This window comes from Kitasatospora sp. GP82 (assembly GCF_029892105.1).
Taxonomy (GTDB): domain Bacteria; phylum Actinomycetota; class Actinomycetes; order Streptomycetales; family Streptomycetaceae; genus Kitasatospora.
The window spans coordinates 1-21,625 of the sequence record NZ_JARZAJ010000020.1 but is presented as its reverse complement, the minus strand read 5'-3'; the positions used below and the strand labels follow the sequence as shown (position 1 = coordinate 21,625).

15 protein-coding genes and 2 pseudogenes are annotated in these 21,625 nt (G+C 66.7%); 11 read left to right on the top strand and 6 right to left on the bottom strand.

Annotated features, from left to right (window positions below):
• Positions 1–7: 7 nt before the first annotated feature.
• Positions 8–913 (bottom strand): LysR substrate-binding domain-containing protein, encoded by a 906-nt coding sequence (locus P3T39_RS21895; RefSeq protein ID WP_280700172.1) that lies wholly within the window; start codon positions 911–913, stop codon positions 8–10.
• Positions 914–1,037: 124 nt separating this feature from the next.
• On the opposite strand from P3T39_RS21895, the gene P3T39_RS21890 reads away from it, so the two are divergent.
• Complete coding sequence (locus tag P3T39_RS21890; RefSeq protein WP_280700171.1) at positions 1,038–2,300, top strand: MFS transporter; 1,263 nt, start codon at positions 1,038–1,040, stop codon at positions 2,298–2,300.
• Between the two features lie 211 nt (positions 2,301–2,511).
• Here the strand turns inward: P3T39_RS21890 and P3T39_RS21885 are convergent, their stop codons facing one another.
• Positions 2,512–2,775: a hypothetical protein gene (locus P3T39_RS21885; protein WP_280700170.1), complete on the bottom strand. Its 264-nt coding sequence runs from the start codon at positions 2,773–2,775 to the stop codon at positions 2,512–2,514.
• Between the two features lie 180 nt (positions 2,776–2,955).
• Between P3T39_RS21885 and P3T39_RS21880 the strand changes: the two genes are divergently transcribed.
• From P3T39_RS21880 to P3T39_RS21870, 3 genes and pseudogenes are all read left to right on the top strand, one after another.
• Positions 2,956–3,270: a hypothetical protein gene (locus tag P3T39_RS21880; protein WP_280700169.1), complete on the top strand. Its 315-nt coding sequence runs from the start codon at positions 2,956–2,958 to the stop codon at positions 3,268–3,270.
• 431 nt (positions 3,271–3,701) lie between these two features.
• Positions 3,702–4,154 carry a hypothetical protein gene (locus P3T39_RS21875; RefSeq protein WP_280700168.1) on the top strand — a complete coding sequence of 151 codons (453 nt, stop codon included), beginning with the start codon at positions 3,702–3,704 and terminating at the stop codon, positions 4,152–4,154.
• 140 nt (positions 4,155–4,294) lie between these two features.
• Positions 4,295–4,585, top strand: a pseudogene (locus tag P3T39_RS21870) (transposase family protein); the annotation flags it as partial.
• Between the two features lie 31 nt (positions 4,586–4,616).
• Here the strand turns inward: P3T39_RS21870 and P3T39_RS21865 are convergent.
• A complete protein-coding gene (locus P3T39_RS21865) occupies positions 4,617–5,744 on the bottom strand; it encodes a WYL domain-containing protein (RefSeq protein ID WP_280700167.1) in 1,128 nt (375 codons plus the stop codon).
• Positions 5,745–5,807: 63 nt separating this feature from the next.
• Between P3T39_RS21865 and P3T39_RS21860 the strand changes: the two genes are divergently transcribed.
• On the top strand, positions 5,808–6,437 hold the full coding sequence (locus P3T39_RS21860; RefSeq protein ID WP_280700166.1) for a TIGR03086 family metal-binding protein: 630 nt from the start codon (positions 5,808–5,810) through the stop codon (positions 6,435–6,437).
• An 87-nt stretch (positions 6,438–6,524) separates the two neighbouring features.
• Positions 6,525–7,370 carry an NAD(P)H-binding protein gene (locus P3T39_RS21855; RefSeq protein ID WP_280700165.1) on the top strand — a complete coding sequence of 282 codons (846 nt, stop codon included), beginning with the start codon at positions 6,525–6,527 and terminating at the stop codon, positions 7,368–7,370.
• A gap of 34 nt (positions 7,371–7,404) precedes the next feature.
• Here P3T39_RS21855 and P3T39_RS21850 read toward each other — a convergent pair whose 3' ends face one another.
• Both P3T39_RS21850 and P3T39_RS21845 read right to left on the bottom strand, forming a co-directional pair.
• On the bottom strand, positions 7,405–8,637 hold the full coding sequence (locus P3T39_RS21850) for a hypothetical protein (protein ID WP_280700164.1): 1,233 nt from the start codon (positions 8,635–8,637) through the stop codon (positions 7,405–7,407).
• A 294-nt stretch (positions 8,638–8,931) separates the two neighbouring features.
• A complete protein-coding gene (locus P3T39_RS21845) occupies positions 8,932–10,161 on the bottom strand; it encodes a hypothetical protein (RefSeq protein WP_280700163.1) in 1,230 nt (409 codons plus the stop codon).
• A gap of 541 nt (positions 10,162–10,702) precedes the next feature.
• Here P3T39_RS21845 and P3T39_RS21840 point away from each other — a divergent pair.
• The 4 genes from P3T39_RS21840 (at position 10,703) to P3T39_RS21825 (ending at position 19,895) form a co-directional block, all read left to right on the top strand.
• Positions 10,703–17,857 carry a polymorphic toxin-type HINT domain-containing protein gene (locus tag P3T39_RS21840; RefSeq protein WP_280700162.1) on the top strand — a complete coding sequence of 2,385 codons (7,155 nt, stop codon included), beginning with the start codon at positions 10,703–10,705 and terminating at the stop codon, positions 17,855–17,857.
• 40 nt (positions 17,858–17,897) lie between these two features.
• Positions 17,898–18,179, top strand: coding sequence for a hypothetical protein (locus P3T39_RS21835; protein WP_280700161.1), 282 nt, complete (start codon positions 17,898–17,900; stop codon positions 18,177–18,179).
• 337 nt (positions 18,180–18,516) lie between these two features.
• On the top strand, positions 18,517–18,846 hold the full coding sequence (locus P3T39_RS21830; RefSeq protein ID WP_280700160.1) for a hypothetical protein: 330 nt from the start codon (positions 18,517–18,519) through the stop codon (positions 18,844–18,846).
• Positions 18,847–19,607: 761 nt separating this feature from the next.
• Positions 19,608–19,895, top strand: a complete 288-nt coding sequence (locus P3T39_RS21825) for a hypothetical protein (protein ID WP_280700159.1) — start codon at positions 19,608–19,610, stop codon at positions 19,893–19,895.
• 46 nt (positions 19,896–19,941) lie between these two features.
• Here P3T39_RS21825 and P3T39_RS21820 read toward each other — a convergent pair.
• Positions 19,942–20,112 (bottom strand): annotated as a pseudogene (locus P3T39_RS21820) (tyrosine-type recombinase/integrase); the annotation flags it as partial.
• Positions 20,113–20,616: 504 nt separating this feature from the next.
• Here P3T39_RS21820 and P3T39_RS21815 point away from each other — a divergent pair.
• Entirely contained in the window at positions 20,617–20,883 is a 267-nt protein-coding gene (locus P3T39_RS21815) for a hypothetical protein (protein WP_280700158.1), read from the top strand.
• Positions 20,884–21,625 lie beyond the last annotated feature (742 nt).

Sequence of the window (21,625 nt, the reverse complement as noted above, 5' to 3'; positions counted from 1 at the left end):
AAGGGGTTCAGGCACGGATTTCGTGAAGTCGATCGTGCCACTGGTCCACCACTTCCAGCAGCGCGCGCACAGCGGCGCTTGGCCGCCTCATCGTCGAGGTGGCGACCGACAGCGTCCAGCGCAATGGGTGGTCAGACACCCTCAGCGTCCGCAGTTCGGGATCAGCGGGCGCGACGAAGTCGGGCAGGAGCGCCACGCCGAAGCCGTTGCGTACATACTGCGCGCCCGTCGTGATCTCCGTTACCTCCAGTGCCACCTGGCGTTGGATGCCGGCTGCCGCGAACGCCTGGTCGGCCACCGTCCGGTTCCCGTAGCCGACGGGGAAGTCGATGAACGACTCCTCTGCCAGCCGGGCCAGCGGAACCTCGTCCTGGTCGGCCAGAAGGTGGTCGGCGCGGACGACCACGACCAAGCTGACCGACAGCAGGTCACGCGGTGTGATTCCCGGGGGCGGGCTCCCGGGCAGCAGGAGGAAGGCGACGTCCAACTCCCCATCCTGGAGTGCCTTGGCCAGCCCCGCCGATCCACTCGGCGACACACGCAGGCGCACCTTCACCTCGGGGTGTTCCGCATGAAAGCGACCGAGGAGCGAGGGGAGGTCGACAGCCGCCACGGAGATCAGAGTCCCCACGGTGATGCTGCCGCGGAGCCCGCCGCGCACCTCGTCCACGGCATCGCGCGCCGCCTGCGCCGCGTCGAGGGTCGCACGGGCATGCGGCAGCAGCGCGGCGCCGGCGTCGGTGAGGGCGACGCGCTGGGAGGTGCGCTCCAGCAGGCGGATGCCGAGTTCGCGTTCCAGGGCTTTGATCGACGCCGAGACGCCGGACTGGACGACGTGGAGCCGTTGGGAGGCGCGGGTGAAGTTGAGCTCTTCGGCGACCGCGACGAAGCACTCCAGGTGGCGAAGCTCCATGGCCCGATTATCTCAAATCGTGATGGCGGCAAGCAAGAATGATCGTTAGACGTGATCGTCCGGCGGGAGCGAGACTCGGTGTCGCAGACCCGGGATCCTTCACGATGATCAGGAGCTGATTGGCTTGTCGACCCAGACCCCCTACCGTCCGCGTCCCGAGAACGCGGTCTTACCCGCCATCGCCTGCGAACCTCGCACCCGTCGGCGGGTGGGCCCCCTTCCGCACGGTCCGGGCTTCTGGTTCGTCGCGGCCGCCTTCCTCATCGCGATGGCCTTCTCCGCGGCGCCGACTCCCCTCTACGTTCTCTACCAGCACCGTGACCACTTCTCGGCGTTCGTCGTCTCGGTCGTCTTCGCGGCCTACGCGGTGGGTGTCATCATCAGCCTGTTCCTCGCCGGTCACATCTCCGACTGGCTGGGACGCCGCCGGGTCCTGCTCCCGGCGCTGCTGCTCGAGGTACTCGCCGCTCTGTTGTTCCTGCTCTGGCCGACGCTGACCGGTCTGATCGCGGCACGACTGGTGACCGGCCTGGGCATCGGCATGATCACCGCGACGGCCACCGCACACCTGGGCGAGCTCCACGCTGTGGCCCGTCCGGGGGCTCACCGCGCCCGCGCCGACCTGACGTCCACCGCGGCGAACCTTGGCGGTTTGGGCCTCGGACCGCTGGTCTCCGGGCTGCTCGCTCAGTTCGTCGCGGACCCGCTTCGCACGCCGTACGTCGTCTTCATCGCCCTGCTGCTGCTCAGCGCAGTCGGCGTTGCCCTTGTCCCGGAAACCGTCCAACTCGGCGACGAGCGCCCGGCCTACCGCCCGCAGCGCGTCTCGCTCCCCCCGGAAGACCGTGCGCGCTTCCTCCCCTCGGCCGTCGCCGCCTTCGCCGCCTTCGCGATCCTCGGCCTGTTCAGCTCGCTCGCCCCCGGATTCGTCGCGGTCACGATGCACCATCCGTCCCGGGCCCTCGCCGGCCTGGTCGCCCTTACCGCCTTCGGCACGGCGGCCGCAGCGCAGATGCTGCTCGGCCGGGCTACGGTCAGGCATCAGCTCGTCGTCGGCCTCACGTCGACCTCGGCCGGCCTCGTCACGGTCAGTGCGGCAGCGTGGCTGCCGAGCCTGCCGCTGTTCCTGGCCGGCGGAGCGGCGGCCGGGGCAGGAGCCGGCATCCTGCTCAAGGGAGCGATCTCGACGGTGGCCGACCTCGCTGCCCCCGCGGCGCGCGGCGAGACCCTCGCGGGACTCTTCCTCTGCGGCTACGTCGGACTGACCCTTCCAGTCCTCGGAATCGGCATCGCGACGCTGTACGTCTCCAGTCAGATCGCGCTCCTTGGATTCGCCCTCGCGGTCCTGACACTGATCACGGCGGTCGGCCGCCGACTGCTCGCGTAGCCGGGGCAGCACGACGGCCGCAGTCGAGCGTTCGACCCCCACACGCGGCCCCTGGACGGGTCACCCGCCGCCACTGCGGCTGGGGACCCGTCTGGCAAGATCATCATCCGTTGCTCGCATGTGCGAATCAGGCTTCGACGCCAACGGGGGGCTGGTGGCCTTCGGCCTGCGGCTCGCGGATCTCAACGATCAAAGCTCCCCTGGAGCCATGTCAGGCCCAGCTGCTGACCAGGACGGCGCCGACCCGCACGGAGTCGGTATCACGACGGTCCACCACCAAGGTCGCGGAACCGGGCAGGGAGCTTCCCGCATGGAACTCGATGCCAGTCACCCTGACCTGACGGCCAGTCGACACGTCGTGGAGCGTCATGCCGCCCTTGACCAGGCCGGACTCGACGCTACCTGCCACAAGGACGCCCGTACGACCTTTCAGGTCGAAGATGTTCTCCACCGAGAATCGGGCTTCGGTAACCATGCGAGGCTCCAGGTCGGAGGATTGGGCGGTCCGGCCCGGTCCACCCGGGGAATGTACAGGCGACTCTAAAGTGTTGATGGGCCGGTCGGGCCAGTCGAAAGATCCGGATCACCGGACCAGGCCGGGCAGTTCACGCCCGCCTGCGCGTGGGGCGGGTTGGCAGCGTGATCCACTGAGGCCATGAGTCTGTCGGTCGATGTCTTCATCACCGGGGAGAACGGCGCCGTCCGCTACCTCAAGTCGGCCCGGAATCCGGACAGCACGGCCAGGGACTCGACGCGGTCGGTATCTCCTTGCAAGCTCATCCACACGGCCAAGTACCGTGCCGCGCACGGCGAGGAGATTACCGCCGTCTTCGCCGAAGCCGTCCAGTACGCCGACCGGCGCACCGCTCTGCGCGAGTGGGCCACCCTCGCCGCACACGCCGTGCGGCCGCGCACCCGGCTCAGCTCACGCGACCCCGCAGGCAGGATCAGGTCGACCGGGAGCGTCTGATTCAACGGCGTAACCCGATTGGACAGGGCACGGCGCTTATCTGCCCGACACAGACCACAAGACCTGGGTGAACCAGTGGAAGGCGACCCTCACGCCCTTCGGGGGCCGCCAGTCCGCCGGCCACCAGCGGTCAAGTGACCAGGGGATTTACACCGTTGACTGATCAGGCAGTCCCCACAACCAGGGCCCCGAGGCCAAGGAACAAGCTCAGGAATGTCCCGTAACTGAGCTTTGAACCGGTTGTCTCCGGCTTCTGACTGTCCGTCAGCCATCGGCACGATCGAGAGGTGGCTCCTGTGGGGGATCGAGATCGTCCGTGCGGCCGACGTCCCATCGTCGGGGTTCGGCGACGGTGGAGTCATGCCGATCAAGCTTTCCTGGGCGACACCGAGCGTCCGGTCCCGGGCTGGGCGCTCCGACTCGCCAGGGCCTTGCCGTTCGTCGTGCTGCCGCACTGTCTGTGGCGCCTGCCGTTTGCCTTCGACTTCACGATGGGGACCGTCCAGCCCGCGGGGCCCCTCCCGTGGTGGGCCCCGGGTTACGTCCTCGGACTCAGTCTGCTTACCGAGGGGCTGGCCCTGCTCTGCACCGGCTTGGTCAGCGGGTGGGGTGAGGTTGTCCCGGTCTGGGTGCCGTTGATCGGCGGCCGGAGGGTCGCGCCACTCGCCGCGATCATTCCGGCGACCCTGGGCGGACTGGGCCTGGTCGCCCTGTGGGACAGCATGCCGCTCGCCTGGTTCGGTCTACTGGGCTTTCACGAGGTCGCCTTCGGCAACGGGTGGTGGATGGTCCTGGCGCGTGTGTGTATCAGCCCGGTGATGTTGTGGGGTCCGATCGTGCTCGCTCTTGCCTACGCCTACTACCGACGTCGCCGAGCTGTCTGACCCCCGTTGGTCCGGAGCGTCGGCACCCTGCTGCCGAACCGTCCGGGGGGAGCGCGCGGCTGGACAAATCTGCAACCTGCCATGGCGGCCACAGCCGCCCGGCAACCAGGTCAGGTAGGCGTAAATATGATGATCTTGATGTGGCTGGTGTGATGACAGCGTCGGAACAGTCCTGGACCGCCCTATTCACCGGGCTGAGCCCGCGTGACTTCCGCAAACTGATGACGGTGATGCGACGCGAGGGTGCCGGTTCGGTGCGTCCGGGCCGACCGTGGAGCCTGTCCTTGGAGGACCGGGTGCTGCTGGTCGCGGCCTACTGACGAACGAACCTGACGCTGCGACAGCTCGCTCCGTTGTTCGGTGTGTCCAGGTCGGCGGCGGACCGCATCACCGACCACGTCAGCCCACTGCTCGCACTCGACCCGCCGAAGGCCCGGGTCAAGGTGTTCTCCGGGGTGCCGATCACCTGTGAACCTCCGCCGAATGCCACCAGGTCGGCTGCAGGCCTGTCCATGGTGGACCGGATGCGGTTCTCGTTCTCGGTCCGCTGGGCTGCGGTGATCCTCGCTCAGGCGACGGCGACGGCGACGGCGACGGCGCGGGGAGGGTCGCGGCCGGGGTCGTCGGATCATCGCCGGTTTTCGCCGGTGTCCCGTAGACGGCGGCGAGCTCGACCGCCAGGTGCGCGAGCCGCTCCCTGGCTTCTGGGGGGTCGAGGACCTCGACACGCGCTCCCAGCCCGGCCAGTTGCGCCGCGAGAACCTCTGGTGACGGCCCGTCCACCTCTATCTCCGTCCACTCGCCGGGACGCGGTCGGGCGATCCGCAGCCGGCCGCCGAACAGCCGCTGCAGGATTGCCTCGGTACCCGGTTCGGCCCGGGCCCGCACGGTCGCCGCGTGCATGCGGTCCTCCATCCGTGCGGCGAGGGAACGCCAGGCCGTGGCGAGGTCGAAATCGTCCGGCCGTACGACGGGATCGCCGGTCGCCTCCACGGAGGTGACGCGGCTGAGCCGGAAGATCCGCAGGCCGCGGTCGGTGCCGGCGACGAGGTAGCCGACGCCGGCCTTGGACGCGAGGCCGAGCGGATGGACCGTCCGTTCGTCCGAGGGCTTGCCGGGCCCGGCGTACCCGAGCCGGATCTGTGTCCCCTCCACCACGGCGCGCTGGAGGGCGTCGAGGTGGGGCGCCTCGGCGGTGACGGCGGTGCGCGACCAGTCCGTGCCGTCGGTGACACCGGCGCGCGATGCGGCCTCGGCGTCCGAACGCAAGGTCACCGGCAGGGCGCGTACCAGCTTGCGCAGTGCCGTCCGCAGCTCGGGCGTGGTGGATGACGGTCCCGCGACGAGGAACAGCGCCCGGATCTCGTCGGCGGTCAGCCCGGTGAGGTCGGTTCGGGCTCCGCCGACCAGCGACCAGCCGCCGCCCCGGCCGCGCTGCGAGTAGACGGGAATGCCGGCGGTCGCCAGCGCCTCCAGGTCGCGTCGCGCCGTACGTTCGGACACCTCTAGTTCCGTGGCCACCTCTGCGACGGTCACTCGTCCGCGTGTCTGCAGGAACAGCAGCGTCGCCACCAGACGATCAGCTCTCATACCGATCATTCTCTTCCGGAAACTGGCCAGAGGATGGCCTGTTTGGCTTTCAGGATGGGGGTCATGACCGAAACCGCGAACATCGCCGGGACGCTGACCGCCGTCACCTCCACACTCGCAACCGCCGCCGACCCCCGTCCGGGCTTCGCGAAGGCCGTCGCCCTGGCCGGGCGCACGCTTGCCGCCGTCCGTGCCGACCAGTTCGACGGGCCGACGCCCTGCACCGAGTACACGGTCCGACAGATGTCCGGCCATCTCGTCGCCGTCCTGCGCAGGGTCGCCGTGATCGGGCGCGGCGGTGACCCCTTGAGCGTCCCGGCCCTCGCGGACGACGTCGCCGACGGCGACTGGGCGGCGGTGTGGGACGCGGCCGCTCGTGAGGTCGAGGCCGTGTGGTCGGAGCCCGCGATCCTGGGCCGACCGCTACTCCTGCCCTTCGGCACCCTGCCGGGTTCGGCCGCCATCGTCGTCTACACCACTGAGTTCACCCTGCACACCTGGGACTTGGCCACCGCGACCGGCCAGCGCCCCTTGTGGGACCCGGCGGTGCTGGCGGTCTCCCTTGCGGCCATGCGCCGCGCCGTTCCGGCCGAACCGCGTGGCGGCCGGGTGCCGTTCGCCGCAGCGGTGGACGTCGATGCGGACGCGCCGGACATCGACCGGCTCGTGGCGTGGTACGGCCGACGGCCGTGAGCCGGAAGGCACGGCAGCGCCAACCAATGTGAATGACCACAGTGCATATGTGAATGACCACAGTGCATATCGGAATGGGAGCTGATCATGATCGTGACAACAGGAGCCACCGGGAACGTCGGCCGGCCGCTCGTACAGGCACTCGCGGCAGCCGGTGAGCAGGTGACGGTGGTGTCCCGAGGGGTCTCGGGCGTGGCCGTGCCCGAGGGTGTCCGGCACTGGCAGGCGGACCTGGCCGCCCCCGAGAGCCTTCGGCCCGTTTTCGACGGCGCCGACGCGCTGTTCCTCCACGACACCGGCGTCGGTGCGTACCTGCTGCGCCCACGGGACATCCTCGACGCCGCGAAGGCCGGCGGAGTCGGACGGATCGTGTTGCTGTCCTCCCAAGGAGTCGCGACCCGACCGCAGTCGTCCTCCCACGGGGGCACGGGACGGGCCTTCGAGGACGCCGTCCGGCAGTCGGGCATGGACTGGACGATCCTGCGGCCTGGTGGCTTCGACTCCAACGCGTACGCCTGGATCGAGTCGGTCCGCGCCCGACGGACCGTCGCCGCGCCGTTCGGTGACGTCGGCCTGCCGGCCGTCGACCCGGCCGACATCGGCGAGGTCGCTGCCGCAGCCCTGCGCGAGGACGGTCACGCCGGGCAGGTCTACGAGTTGACCGGGCCCGCCCTCAGCACGCCCCGGCAACGAGCCGAGGCGATCGGCGACGCACTTGGCGAGCCGATCCGGTTCATCGAGCAGACCCGCGACGAGGCCCGCGCACAGATGCTGCGGTTCATGCCCGAGCCCGTGGTCGAGACCACCCTCGACATCCTCGGCGAACCCAACCCCGCCGAGCAGCGGATCAGTCCCGCCGTCGAGCAGGTCCTCGGCCGCGCACCGCGCACCTTCGCCCAGTGGGTTGCACGGAACATCGCGGCCTTCGGATAACCGACCCAACGACGCTCGGGCCCTGCTCATCCTTTCAACGGCGAAGGAGCCGTTCCTGTGTTCGGGCACGGGCACGGACGGGGTAGGCCCCCGACGCGGCTGAACGCGCTGGGGGCCTACTCCGATGTCGGTTCTGTTGGCGCGTCAGGTCCCAGGCAGCGGGGCGAGAGACACCGGGGCGTAGCTGGAGACGCTCCAGCGCTGTGCCGGGATGTTGTAACAGTCCCAGATCTGCACCGGGTTCGCATTGCTGGTTGCAGCGTTGGTGTTGTCGATGCACTTGACGGGGTTGGTGCCGCTCTGGATCGAGGTTCGCGGCGTCGGAAGCGGCCATGCCGAACTTCCACTCCGCCCTGCCCCCGCCGATGTTGGACGGCCAGAGCTGAAGGCCGCTGGCGTTGGTGCCGTCCTGCGAGATGACCACACCACCGGAGGCGGTTGCCTTGGCCCACGCGGTCACGGTGAACGACTGGGTCGTGTCGATGATCGAGCCGCCCGCCGTCATGGTGGAGCTGGAGCCGTTGAACGCCGCGACGGTGGCCGGCTTGCCGTTGACGGTGTCGGAGCCGAACGCGGCGCCCTGGACGGTCAGCGGATGCTGACCCGTGGTGTCCGCGGCCGTCGTGCTTCCGGCCACGTCATTGAGGCGCCAGTGGCCCAGCGGCGCGCGGAGATCGGCGAGCGTGGCACGCGCGCTGAAGTTGTTGACCGCGGTGTGGGGTGTGCCGTCGACGCTCTGGCCGGGCCAGACGACGAGTTTGCCGTCGGCGGTGACTGCCCACAGATCGGGGATGCCGTCACCGGTGATGTCGCCCGAGGAGCCGACTGTCGGGAAAGTGGCCGGGTAGACCCCGCCGGTGTTCGCGATGGTACCCGTCGTCGGGTCGGCGAGGGCGGAGTAGTTGACGGTGCCGTCCGCGTTCTTGGTGAGCGGATAGGCGTGGATGGTGCCGGCCACCTTGTCACGGGCCCACAGGGTGGGCTGGTTGTTGCCGTTGGCCGGGCCGGGACCGATCAGGTCGTAGTTGCCCCACGTGTTGGCAGTGGAGACCTCACGGTCGACGGGCTTGAGCAGCCGGGCGGTGGAGGCGCCCGGCGGGAAGAGCCACAGCTGGCCGTTGATCACCGCGAGCAGTGAGGTCTGGGTGAGGACGGTGGTGCCGTTCGGGCCGGCGGTGTTCTCGCCGTCGGGGGTGCCGAGGGCGAGGATCTGGGTAGTGGTGGACCAGTCGGTTCCGCCGAAGTCGGCAGGGCAGGTGATGGTCACTCCGTTGACGTTCTGACAGGTGACGGCGGAGTTGCTGGATGTGCCGGACTTGTAGAACGACGTCCGGACATTGAAGTTGCCGTGCCCGTCGTTCTCGTACAGGTACAGGTACAGCTGCGGATCACCCTTGGGGTGGACGATCAGGTCGTCGACCGCCTTGCCGCCGAGCAGCGACGCACGATGGGTGACCTGGACGCCGTTCCAGCCAGTGGTGCTGCTCGCAGGCGCGGCGGTGAAGGTGCCCGCGTCGCTGTTGTCGCATGGCGTCGTCGTTCTCGTCGCCGGCCGCGAGCATCAGAGTCCAGTTGCTCCATCGGGATGCAACAGCTGTCTTGATGATGCTGGTGACGTCGAGGTTGACCGCACCGGTGCCGGTGAAGGACGGCGATGAGGATACGTAGCCGCAGTGCGGGCCTGGCGAACTGTCGGTTCCACAGGGCTGGTTGTTCCAGGTCGTGCCCGACCCGATGCCACCGCTGTCGTACGCCTGCACGACCGTCGACCCACTGGGGTTCGATGCGGATGTGGCTTGCAGGGAAAGAGTGGAGTCGTGAACGACCGGGCCGGAGGGGCCCCGGACGGCGGGTTGAGGAGCGCCGACGGCGTGCCGATCTGGTAGTGGACCCGCTCGCGGCCGATGCCGGTGCAGTCACTGTAGTCGCAGTAGCCGAGCCCGAGATCGCTCATACCGCTGGTGTACGTGTAGTCGGAGTGGAACTCCTGGACTTCGGCGTAGGCCTGCGTCTGGCCGGTGACACCGATCGTGGGATCGAGGTACCAGGGGCCGGTGCCCTTGCCGAAGGTCTGCGGGTCCGGGGTGAGAGTCAGGCTGCTGTTGTCGGCAGTGATACCCATCGGGGCCTGATGAGCCTGCTCGCCCGGCGCCTCGGCGCTGGAGGCGGGCTTGGCGGCCGTCGGGACGGTGTGCGGCGAGGCCGCCAGCGAACGGCTCCTGACCGCCGGCCGTGCACCGGGCGCAGCAGGGGCTGGTATAGCGGAGTCCCACTGGAGCGGCGGCGGCGCGGCCAGCCGGACCTTGCCGTCGTTGTCCCTGACGGTGAGGTTGCCGGCTACATCTGCTGAGACGTTCAGGCCCTCGGCCTTGACCGGGAAACGCAGACTCTTCAGCTGCGGGTCCGCAGCTGCTGCTGTGTGCACGATGATGACATCGCGCCAGCCCCCCGTTGGCAGCGCGGTGACCCGAAGGTCCACATCCGGCAGCACGTTGGCGTAGGTCGCGCTGGAGCCTTCGAGGGTCGGCGCGGGCAGCGTGAAAGGTGGGCTGACCGCAAGTCTCTTGCCGTCAGCCGTGGTGACGGTGGCCATCGGACTGCTGCCGCCGCCCGAAATCGTCAGGCCTGTGGAGCTGACGGCCGGGCTCAGCGTACCGTCACCGTTCTTGTGCAGCGTTGCGTCCAGATCCGCCCACGCCCCACCGCGCTTGGTGCGTACGGGCTGGATGTGGTCGGTGGTGGTCAGCGTCCCGTCCGGGTTGACTTGTGTAATAGCCGTCTCGGTGGTCAACGCATCGACTACCGCAATATTTGGCCCGATTTCGTCATGATTCCTTATTTTCTCTCAACAGCCCACCGTGAGCAGGCATTCGAGGCGGAAGGATGGCCGGTCACTTGATCCCTCGTCAAACCGCTTTGACGACACGTTGCATGTGGGCCGGGGTGATTGATCCCGTTACGAGTCGTAAGCGGCGTGCCGGGCTTCGCACCTCGCGGCCCTTTGGCGAACGCCGCCGGATCGGACATCAGTTGAGTGTCTGCGCTGCGAGCCCGGACTGGTTCGGGGCCTGACGGTGCACAAGGCCGTGGAGATGGTCAGGATGTCCGGGTTCAAGCCGCCCGGAAGGCCCCGGGAGGGCTTCTGATAAGAAGTCAGATTGCGTCGTACCGAGATGTCCTGATAGATCATCGTATCGACAGCAAAGCTCAAGCAAAGCATTGATCGTAAGCACATTGGTGCTGGTGCTGTGCCCGTGCAGCCATTTAAGGTCGCCTCGGCAATCGCTCGATTGTGCGATTGTGAATCTTGTGTGACATGCGGGAGATGCTTCGTGGGGGCTTGGCACCGGCAGACGCCGGTTGGTAGATGGTTGTCGGGAAGACACCGATGGCTGGGGCTTTTCAGCCTTCTGGCGGTGTTGACGACGATGCTGGCGGCTCCATCGGCCGAGGCGTTGGCCGCGCGGCGGCCGCACGGGAAGGTATGGACGCCCAAGACGCCGCTGGCGGGACAGAAATCCGTCAAGGGCAAGAACCTCGTGCCGGCGAAGCCGAAGGCTCCGGCGTTCCCGGTGCCGAAGGACTTCAAGCCGTCCGCGCCGTTGGTTCCTGTGGCGGCCGGATCGGCGTCGGTGACGCTGAACAGTGGACAGGCGATCCAGGCCGGGCGACTTCCCGTGAAGCTGGCGGCGGGGGAGGGGAGTTCCGCGCACGCCGTACAGGTCGCTGTGACCGGTGCGGACAAGGGCAAGGCCGCAGGTGTGGCCGGCCCGGTCGTGGCTCTGACGGATACGCAGGCCGCCGGCTCAGCAGGACACAGTGTCAAGGTCGCGCTGGATCTCAAGGCCCTCCAGGGCATCGGTTGGGCGGACCGGGCACGTCTGGTGGCTCTGCCGGCATGTGCGCTGACCACACCTGACAAGATCGGGTGTCAGAAGCAGACCCCGGTGGCCTCCAGCGTGGATCCGGAGACAGGGGTGCTGACCGCGGAGGTCACGCTCCCCGCAGTCAGGGACTCGTCCACGGCGGTGCAGGGTTCCCTGTCGGCTCGTGGCGGTTCCGGCGGGCTCCAGGATTTCGCCCAGAGCTCGGCGACCGCCTCGCCGACGATGGTCCTGGCAGCGACCGCGTCGTCCGACGGCACGATGGGCGGCTATTCCGCCTCACCGCTGTCGCCGTCGACGAAGTGGGGCGCCGGCTCCAACATCGGGGACTTCTCCTACTCGTACCCGATCCAGACTCCAGCCTCGATGGGCGGCGCGACGCCGTCGGTGTCGCTGTCGTACGACTCCTCGACCGTGGACGGCAAGACATCGGCACAGAACGCGCAGGCGTCCTGGGCCGGCGAGGGCTGGGACTACCAGCCCGGGTTCATCGAGCGTTCCTACCAGGGCTGCAACACGGACGGCATCACCAACTCCGGGGACGAATGCTGGGCGGGCCAGAACGCCAGGCTCAGTCTCGGCGGTCACTCCGGCCCCCTGGTGCGCGACGACACCACCGGTGCCTGGCACATCCAGGGCGATGACGGCACGAAGATCGAGCAGCTGTCGGGTGCGGCGAACGAGGCCCGCAACGGCGAATACTGGCGCATCACCACGACCGACGGTACGCAGTACTACTTCGGTCTGAACCACCTGCCGGGTGGCAATCAGAGCGACAAGGCGGCGGACTCGGTGGAGTACATGCCGGTGTACTCGCCGAAGAGCGGGGACGACTGCTACAACTCCTCCACCGGCACGGGTTCCTGGTGCCAGGAGGGCTGGCGGTGGAACCTCGACTACGTCGTGGACCCGCACCAGAACCTGACCAACTACCTGTACCAGCATGACCTGAACTACTACAGCCGTGGCGGCAGACAGAACAACGGCAGCGGAACGCTGACGAAGTACATCCGCTCGGCCGAGCTGAGGCAGATCGGCTACGGCCAGCGGCTGCCCGACCAGATAGCCGCGAATGGGGCGGCGAACGCCGCGGCGAAGGTGCTGTTCGCCGTGGCCGAGCGGTGCACCGCCTCGGGCAGCGTGACGTGTACGACCGCGCAGCGCACCACCGCGAACCAGGCGAACTGGCCGGACTCTCCGCTGGACCAGGCCTGTGCCTCAAGCGGCACCTGTACGAACTACTCGCCGACTTTCTGGTCGCCGCTCATGCTGTCGCAGATCAGTACGCAGGTACTGGTGGGCAGCTCGTACACGACGGTGGACTCATGGGCGCTGAACCACACCTTCCCCGACCCGGGCGACGGCACGAAGCCGTCGTTGTGGCTCGCCTCGATCCAGCACACGGGTACGGACGGCCAGACAGCGGTGACGCTGCCGAAGGTGAGCTTCACGGCGCGTGAGCTGGCGAACCGGGTGGACGGCCTGGTGCCCGCGGCGCCGGCGTTCTACCGGCCGCGGATCCAGCAGATCACCACGGAGACCGGCGGGCAGATCAACGTGGTGTACGCCGCGCCGGAATGCTCCAGGGTGAACCAGCACATGCCGGCGTCCGAGGACTCCAACACGATGGCGTGTATGCCGGTGCACTGGTACCTGCCCGGCTCCTCCTCCACCACGCCGGTCAACGACTGGTTCAACAAGTACCTGGTGACGGAGGTGAGCGAGCAGGACGCGATCACCGGGACGTCACTGATCAAGGTCACCGACTACACCTACGGTGGAGGCGCCGCCTGGCACCGCGACGACGCCGAGTTCACCGACCCCAAGACCCGCACCTGGGACGACTTCCGCGGCTACCAGACGGTCACCACGACCACCGGTACTGGGAATTCGGGTGAGGCACCGAAGACACAGCAGGTCAGCACGTACCTGCGGGGCATGAACGGCGATCACCTCGCCGACGGCACCAGCCGCAGCGTCTCGGCCTCGTTCACCCCCTACCCCGGGGCGAGCCCGGTCACGGCCACGGATGACGACTGGCGCTCGGGCAGCCTCCTCGGCGGTCAGACGTTCACCCAGGCCGGCGGCTCGGCCGTGGGCGCTTCGGCGACCGTCACCGCCAACCCGGTGACGACCGCGACGCACCACCAGCAGAACGGCATGCCGGACCTGGTCGCCCGCTACGACAGCACCAGCACCACCGAGAGCTCGTGGTCCCGGCTGTCCAGCGGCACATGGCGGACCGCCGACACCGTGTCCACCACGGATCCCGCCAACGGGAACCGGCTGGTCCAGTCGGACGACCAGGGCGACGGCACGAGTGCCGTACCCGAGGTCTGTACCACCACCGGCTACGCCACGGGCAGCAACCCGATGATGCTGGGGCTGGTGTCCGAGGTGCGCTCGGTCGCGGGTGCGTGCGGTACCACGTTGAACGCGACGAACACGGTCAAGGACACCCGCACGCTGTACGACGGCCAGCCATTCGGCCAGACCGGCGGCACGGGTGATCCGACCAGCACGCAGGCGATCAACTCCTACGACGGCAGTGGCCAGGCGCAGTTCGCGACGCTGACCACCTCCTCGTTCGATGCCTACGGCCGTACCGTCTCGACCACGGGTCCTGACGGCGCGACGACCAGCACGACGTTCTCTCCGGCGACCGGTGCCCTGCCGACGAAGGCCACGCTGACCGGTCCGATGGGCGCGTCCTGGGCGACCTCGAAGACCTTCGACCCAGGCCGCGGGCTTCCTCTGGTGTCCACCGACGCGAACGGGAACGCGACAACCGAGCAGTACGACGGCCTGGGCCGGCTGACTGCGGTATGGCGGCCGGACCGGGCGACCAACCTCAGCCCGAACATCAAGTTCTCCTACTCCGTCAACGGAGTGACCGCCCCCACGGTTGTCACGTCGCAGACGATCAACGAGGACGGCAGCTACCAGACCACCAACGAGCTGTACGACGGTCTCGGCCGCGTGCGTCAGACGCAGAGCAGCGCGATCGGTGTCCTTGCCGGCCGTCTGATCACGGACACGGTGTACGACTCGCACGGCTGGGCCACCAAGACGTCGCAGCCCTACTACGACAGCGCCAACCAGCCGAACGGGGCGATCTACGCGCCGCAGGACTCGCAGGTCCCGGCGCAGACCTGGACCTCCTACGACGGCATGGGCCGTCCGTTGACCCAGGCGTTCATGTCCTACGCCCAGCCGCAGTGGTCCTCCACCACCGCGTATCCAGGCGCGGACCGCGTCGATGTCACCCCGCCCCAGGGCGGCAGCGCGACCAGCACCTTCACCGACGTGCGCGGACGTACCACCGCCCTGTGGCAGTACCACGGTGGCACAGCCACGGGCAACGCGGCCGACGCGGACGTCACCACGTACAACTACACCCCGGGCGGGAACCCGTCGTCGCGCACCGACTCGTCGGGCAACACGTGGACGTACGCGTACGACCTGCGAGGCCGTCAGACCTCGGTGACCGATCCGGACACCGGTACGACGAGCACCACGTACGACGTCGCTTCGCAGATCGCCGCCACCACGGACGCCAAGGGCAACACGCTGGCGTACAGCTACGACGTTCTCGGGCGTAAGACCGGGACATATGCGGCCAGTGTGGCGCCGGCGAACCAGCTCGCGGGCTGGACGTACGACACCGTGCCGAACGCCAAGGGCTATCCCGCCTCCGCCACCCGCTACGTGGGTGGGGCGGCGGGCAAGGCGTACACGCAGGCCGTCACCGGCTACGACACCATGTACCGGCCGACCGGCACCAGCGTCACCATCCCCTCCGCCGAAGGCGCACTGGCAGGTACCTACACCACGGCCAACCAGTACACGCCGGTGCTCGGCACGCTGCTGCACACCGATCTGCCGGCGGTGGGCGGTCTGCCCGCCGAAGGCATCGACTACCTGTACAGCAGTACCGGTCTGCTGCTCGCCTCCGGCGGCAACAACGCCCTGGTCACCGACGTCCAGTACGACGCCCTGGGCCGGCCCACCCGCACGACTGTCGGCGACTACGGCACCCAGGTCGTCTCGACCCAGCAGTACGACTGGGCGACGGGCCGGGTGGTCACGTCCTCCCTGGACCGGCAGACCGGTAACACGTCGCTGGACCAGAGCAGTTACACCTACAACCCCGCCGGTCAGATCACTTCGGTGACCGACCTGCAGAACGCCTCCGTCACCGACAACCAGTGCTTCACCTACGACTACCTGGGCCGGCTCACCACCGCCTGGACCGACACCGCGGGCAGCAGCACCAAGGCCGCACCGTCCGTCCCCGGCATCGGCGGATGCACCAACACCAGCCCCACCAGCGGTGTGAAGGCCCCTGCCAAGACCACCGTCGGCGGACCGGCGCCGTACTGGCAGTCCTACACCTACGACAACACCGGCAACCGCACCTCCCTGGTGCAGCACGACGTCACCGGCAACACCGCCAACGACATCACCACCACCCAGACCTTCGGCGCCGCGAAGTCGGTCAACACACCGACCAGCGCTCCGAACAGCGGCGGTGGCACCGGCGGCCCGCACGCCCTGCTGTCCACCTCGACGAAGTCGGCCGGCGGCACTAAGGCGGCCACCTACCAGTACGACGCGATGGGCAACACCACCAGCGTCACCGACACCACCGGCACCACCACTCTGGCCTGGAACGGTGAGGACAAACTCGACTCGATCACCAAGTCCGGGCAGTCCCAGGGCACGTCGTACCTGTACGACGCGGACGGCAACCAGCTGATCCGCCGCGACCCGGGCAAGACCACGCTGAACATCGGCGCGGACGAGCTCACCCTGGACAGCGCATCCGGATCGATGTCCGACGTGCGGTACTACGACGCACCGGGCGGCCTCACCATTACCCGCGTCACCGCGGCGACCGGTGGCGGCCAGCTGGTCTACCAGGCCGCCGACCCGCACGGCACCAACAGCGTCCAGATCGCCACCGACGCGAGCCAAAGCGTCACCCGCCGCCCCACCGACCCCTTCGGCAACCCCCGCGGCACCCAGCCCGACCCCACAACCTGGGCCGGCGACAAGGGCTTCGTCGGCGGTACCAAGGACGACGCCACCGGCCTCACCAACCTCGGAGCCCGCGAATACCAACCCACCACCGGGCGCTTCCTCAATCCCGATCCGCTTCTCGACGCCGCCAATCCGCAACAGTGGAACGGCTACGCCTACAGCGGTAACGAACCGACGAACAGCAGCGACGCCAGCGGTCTGATCCAGATCCGGGACCCCCACTGTGACGACTGCATGGTGGTCAACAAACGGGGCGACGACACTGCGGTGTCCTTCGGAAACGACCCAACGACCTACACCATTCATTCGGAGTCGACAAGCAGCAGCAACGGCGCAGGGCACGGAGGAAGCGGCAACGGACGCGGCACCAAAAAGTGTGGCGGCTGGCTGTCGGTCTCGGGTATCAGCTGCCACGCCAGCAACGGAGCCACACGGGTACGCAACTTCACCACCGACCATCCCATAGTCCGAGCCCTCGTCATCACGGCGATCGAGACCGCAGCCGGTGCCCTCTGCTACGGCGGCGGAGCAGCCGGTGCCCTCGAGACCGGCGGCGCCACCGCGGTAGCTGCCGCAGCCGGATGCGGCGCCGCCGTCGGCGTCATCGGAGCAGGACTCAATAATTTCCTCGACGGCAGCGCCGACCACTCGACAGCAGGCCAACTCAAGGCCGTAGCGGGCGGAGCCATCGAAGGCGCCGCGTCAGGGGCCCTGGGCGGTGCCATCGCTGAAGGCGCGCCGACACTTGCACGAGCAGCCGCGTGCAGCAACAGCTTCCCCGCCGGCACCAAAATCCTCCTCGCCGACGGAACCACCAAACCGATCGACCAACTGGCCACCGGCGACACGGTCACCGCGACAGACCCGCAGACCGGCACCACCGGCGGCGAGCACGTCACACAGACCATCATCACCCCCGACGACAAGGACTTCACCGACCTCAGACTGACCACCACAGGCGAACCAGAGCCGCCGACGGCAACCGGCAGCACCCCGTCGTCGACCGCCAACCTCACGTCCACCCAGCACCACCCGTACTGGGACATCACCACCCAACGGTGGACCGCCGCGGCAGATCTCCACACAGGCGACCAGCTCCGGACAACCGACGGCGCCACGGTCACCGTCGAATCGGTCCGCAACTACCACACCGAACCGACCACCGCCTACAACCTCACCATTGACCAGCTCCACACGTACTATGTGCTGGCAGGAGGCACGTCGGTACTCGTCCACAACTCATCGTGCACTTTGCTCCCCTCGACGCATTCCGACGAGTATGCCGTTCTCGGGCGCCTAGGGGACACCGAGGTGGCTAAGAGCTGGCCAAACCACGAGGTATTGGACCTGCCCGAAGGCACGTGGAAGCCCGAGAAGAATGACACGTGGATCCAAGGGATCATTGGTAAGAGGCAGAAGGTCTACGTTGCGTCCCCGAAAACGGAGGAGAACTTGCTCAGGGCCAGTGGGAAGGGCGAGTCAGTCTTTGCGCGAGAGTTGAGGCAGCTTCGCCATGCCGGGTACTATAGGTCGGGCGACTACCTGCTTCCGCCTGAATAGATGATTCGGCTGCCGATTCCGGCTTCACATGAGGATTAAAATGGCGATCACCGAGCGCTTGGCAGCGAAAATCCTTCGAGAGTTCGGATCTGATGCCGAGACGGTGTGCTCCATGCTAGGGGATTCCGAGGTCAGGATTTTCGGTCCGGGTGGCGTATCGGAACGGATTCTGGCGGCTGTAATAATCGTTTCCGGTGGCGATGTGGACCGATTTTTGCAAGCGCTGAGGTTGATGGAGGTGGACTGGCGAGATCTGCTTTGGGATGCTGACCTTGAAGGGGATGACTGGCTGGAGCGTGTGGATGCTTACTGTCGCAGTTGAATAGCCTCGATCTTTCGTGACGGTCCGCCGGTTCATCCGGCGGGCCGTTTCGGCCCGTCGGGGTGGGGGCGGGCAGGCTGGTTCACCACATTTGACCTCTCCGATGCGGACGCAGCAATTAGGTACGCTAAGAAGTCCTATTGGGGCAGCGGTGGACAAGGTGATTACGATCTTAGGCGCAATAGTTGCTTGGTCTATTGCTCGCGAGTTGCAAATGCGGGAGGTGGCGATATGCCGACCGGCGCTGGAGCGCTAATGCGGTGGGCGAGAGAGGCATTCGATGGCGAATAAGAAGCATCATCTTCCGCGAGAAAACATGTGAGATGTGCGCCTGGCCATGACTGACATGCTTACACATCAGCCATACTTGGGATTTGCGGTCGATGATCTTGCTGTGCGCGCGATTGCTGGAGAGCTGCGTTTCAACTGGTGGTATGGCGAGGTAGTGAAGAAGGGATCGGTCAAGCTCTCGTGCGATCCGGCTGATCTGGCGATTGAGTACGCCGAATTGATCGATGAATTGATGGAATCTTGGGAGCCGTGGAAGTGTGGCGTGATGCCTGATAGTGACTTCACGGAGACTCTTAGATCTTCCGTAGTGAAAGTTGAGAAATGGCTTGATAGTGCACCTCGTGCCCCCTGGCTAAATGCTGATAAAAAAGAATAATCGGCTCATCTGCTCCAGGCTTGAGAGTGGCCCGTTTTTCGCCGGGATCGGCGGACTCTAGGGGCATGGCCCCGCATGGCCAGTTTGCTCAGGCTGCGAGAAGTTTATGCAGGCGCTCGGTTGGGCTTTCCCGGCCGAGCGTTTTGCATTTTCGGCGCGAAGGTGAAAAGTTCACGGAGCTTGAGTTGTTCCCAATCCAGGGGTCCCGGACGGAGCTGGTGTTCGACGTAACCCTCTCCGGGCGCCTCAGATGCCCAATGGAGGCGTCGCCATCGCCGGTTCGGTCCGAATCCAGATGCACCGAAGCGTAGGCTGTGTACAACCCGCCGTTGACCAGCTCCATACGTACTATGTGCTGGCGGGTGGCACTCCGGTACTCGTTCACAATTCCCAATGCACGGTTCTTCCTTCGAAATCCACGGATGAGTACGCTGTCATAGGGCGGAAAGGGAAGAACGCCGAGGAGGGTGACGTCGATGTTGCAGTAGATTGGGAAGATCACGAGGTGCTCAGGCTCTCTAAGTTGACTATTGAGCAGAACGATCAATGGATTCAAGGCGCAATAGATAGTCGACAGAAGGTTTATATAGCAAGTTCGGAGTGGGGGAATCTTAAATCTCCCAGCGGAAGAGAAACGATATTCTCCAGAGAGTTGGGGCAATTGCGGAATGCTGGATATACTCGCGACGGAGATTACCTGCTCCGTCCCCAGCAAGGGTGCAAATTTTCATCTCACAACTTTCTGATCATGATGGAGTCATATGCCTGTTACTCAGCGGCTCGCATGGAAGATTGAACAGGTTTTCCCTGCCGACTCGGCAGCCGTAATTTTGATTCTCAACGACCTGAAGGTTGAATCGTTCGACGGCAATGCCGGCGAGCGTATCCTGGCTGGTGTCATCTTGGTATCCAGGGGTGACACCGACAGGCTGGTTATGGCCCTGGAGATTCTGGAGGGGGACTGGCGAGATCTGCTGATGGACGCTGGCCTAGCATCGGAAGACTGGGAATCGAAATTGGACGCATTCCTTGGCCCAGGAGAGAGATGATTTAAGGCCGGGGCACTGACGTCCCAGGACGCCAGAGGATGATGGCGACGAGTTCGACGCCCTCTTCCCGGAGGAGGGTGGCGGTGGAGTGCCGGAGGTCGTGGAAGCGGATGCGGCGGAGGTCGGCCTTGCGAAGGAGCGTGGTGAAGGTCCGGGTGAGGTTGGGCGAGTCGTTCGCTCTGCCTTGCTGCGTGATGAACGCGTACCCGTTCTGCTGCTATCCGAGGGCCTGTTGAGAGAATCCGCCTGAATCCTCAGATCTACTCGCTGTAGACATTTGGCCCTTGAGTTCGGTCATAGAGGCTCTGCCCCGATTCCGGGGACAGAGCCTCTGTTCGTGGGAAGGGAAATCCGCTGCGGGCGAGTTCTAGACCCCTTCCCGAGCTGGGACGACTGCTCGGCACGGGCCGGGTTGTGGTTGTCCAACGGCGGATTCGGGACGCGTTCGGGACGCAAGGATAGGAACAGACCGGCAAAGGCGAAGGGATGCCGACACGGTATACCTGCTCTGACCTGCAAAAACGTCATGGATGAGCATTGATCGACAAGGGTCGTCAAGACCCGCAAAGGACTCATAATCCGTCGGCCGTGGGTTCGAGTCTCACCCGCCCCACCTGTACAGGGCTGTGACCTGCGGAAGGGATTGTCCTGAAGGTTGTGTGTCTGGCCTGGTGTGACCCGAGTTGGCATGAGATTGGTTCTCTGCCGGGAAGGATCACAGATGGGCAGCAAGGACGAACCGGGCCCCGTTGAGAGCGAGCACCAGGTGCGGACGGGGGCGGAGTTGGCGCGGTTCGCTGAGAAGAACCGGGATTTGGCCGAGGAGTTGGTGGAATGGGCCCGACGGAACGGGCTCCAGTTGGTGGGCGAGAGCGGTCTGCTCACCGGGCTGGTGAAGCTGGTCCTGGAGGGTGCGCTGGAGGCCGAGATGGCCGAGCACCTGCCTTGGTGTTTCACGAGGGCTTCAGGTCTTGGTGACGGAGTGTGAGACAAGAACGCCTCAGTCCCTCGTGAAACACTGAGGCCTACCCAGGTCGGGGCCCGCGTCGGGCAAGGCCAGGGGGCTGCGGGGCAGAACGGCGGGCAGGCAGGAACCTGCCCCGTCGCCGGGCCAGCGTACGGCCCCCTGGCCATGTCCGACCCCAACCCGGGCAGGGCACCGCGCAAAGCCCGCTCCATCGCCCTCACTGCCACCCGCCGCAAACTCCCAGTGGTGTAGACCTCTGACGGCAATGCTGACGGCAACAGGGCCGGACGGCAACGCACTTCCATCATCACCGGCCGGCCCTGCCCGCCGATGGGAACCCAAACGGCTACGCTTCGGCCGTGCTGAAGATCCCCGCCTCGGCCTGGACGCCAGCCGTCGAGCCACACGGCGAGGTCCGCGACGGCGTGATCACCAGCGCGTTCGACCGCCTACACGCCTTGCCAGCCCCCGGCTGACCAGCGACACCGCCCCATCCCGACGAGCACTTGGCAACTTCCGGAGCCGTGGAACCCGGCGCCCACCCGACGTGACAGCCGGGCCCTCGCCATACCCACAGGCAGGAACACCCAGCCCGCACAGCAGAAACGGCCTGCCAGCCAAGCTGACGAGCCGTCATGCAAGATCGAGGTTAGGGACAATACCAGTGACTTAGTAGTCCCGGGCTCGCCTGACCGTGACGGGTGGGTTGATCGGGGCGGTCTTGTGGTGTGGCGCGATGGTGACTGCTTCGACCGGGTCTCGG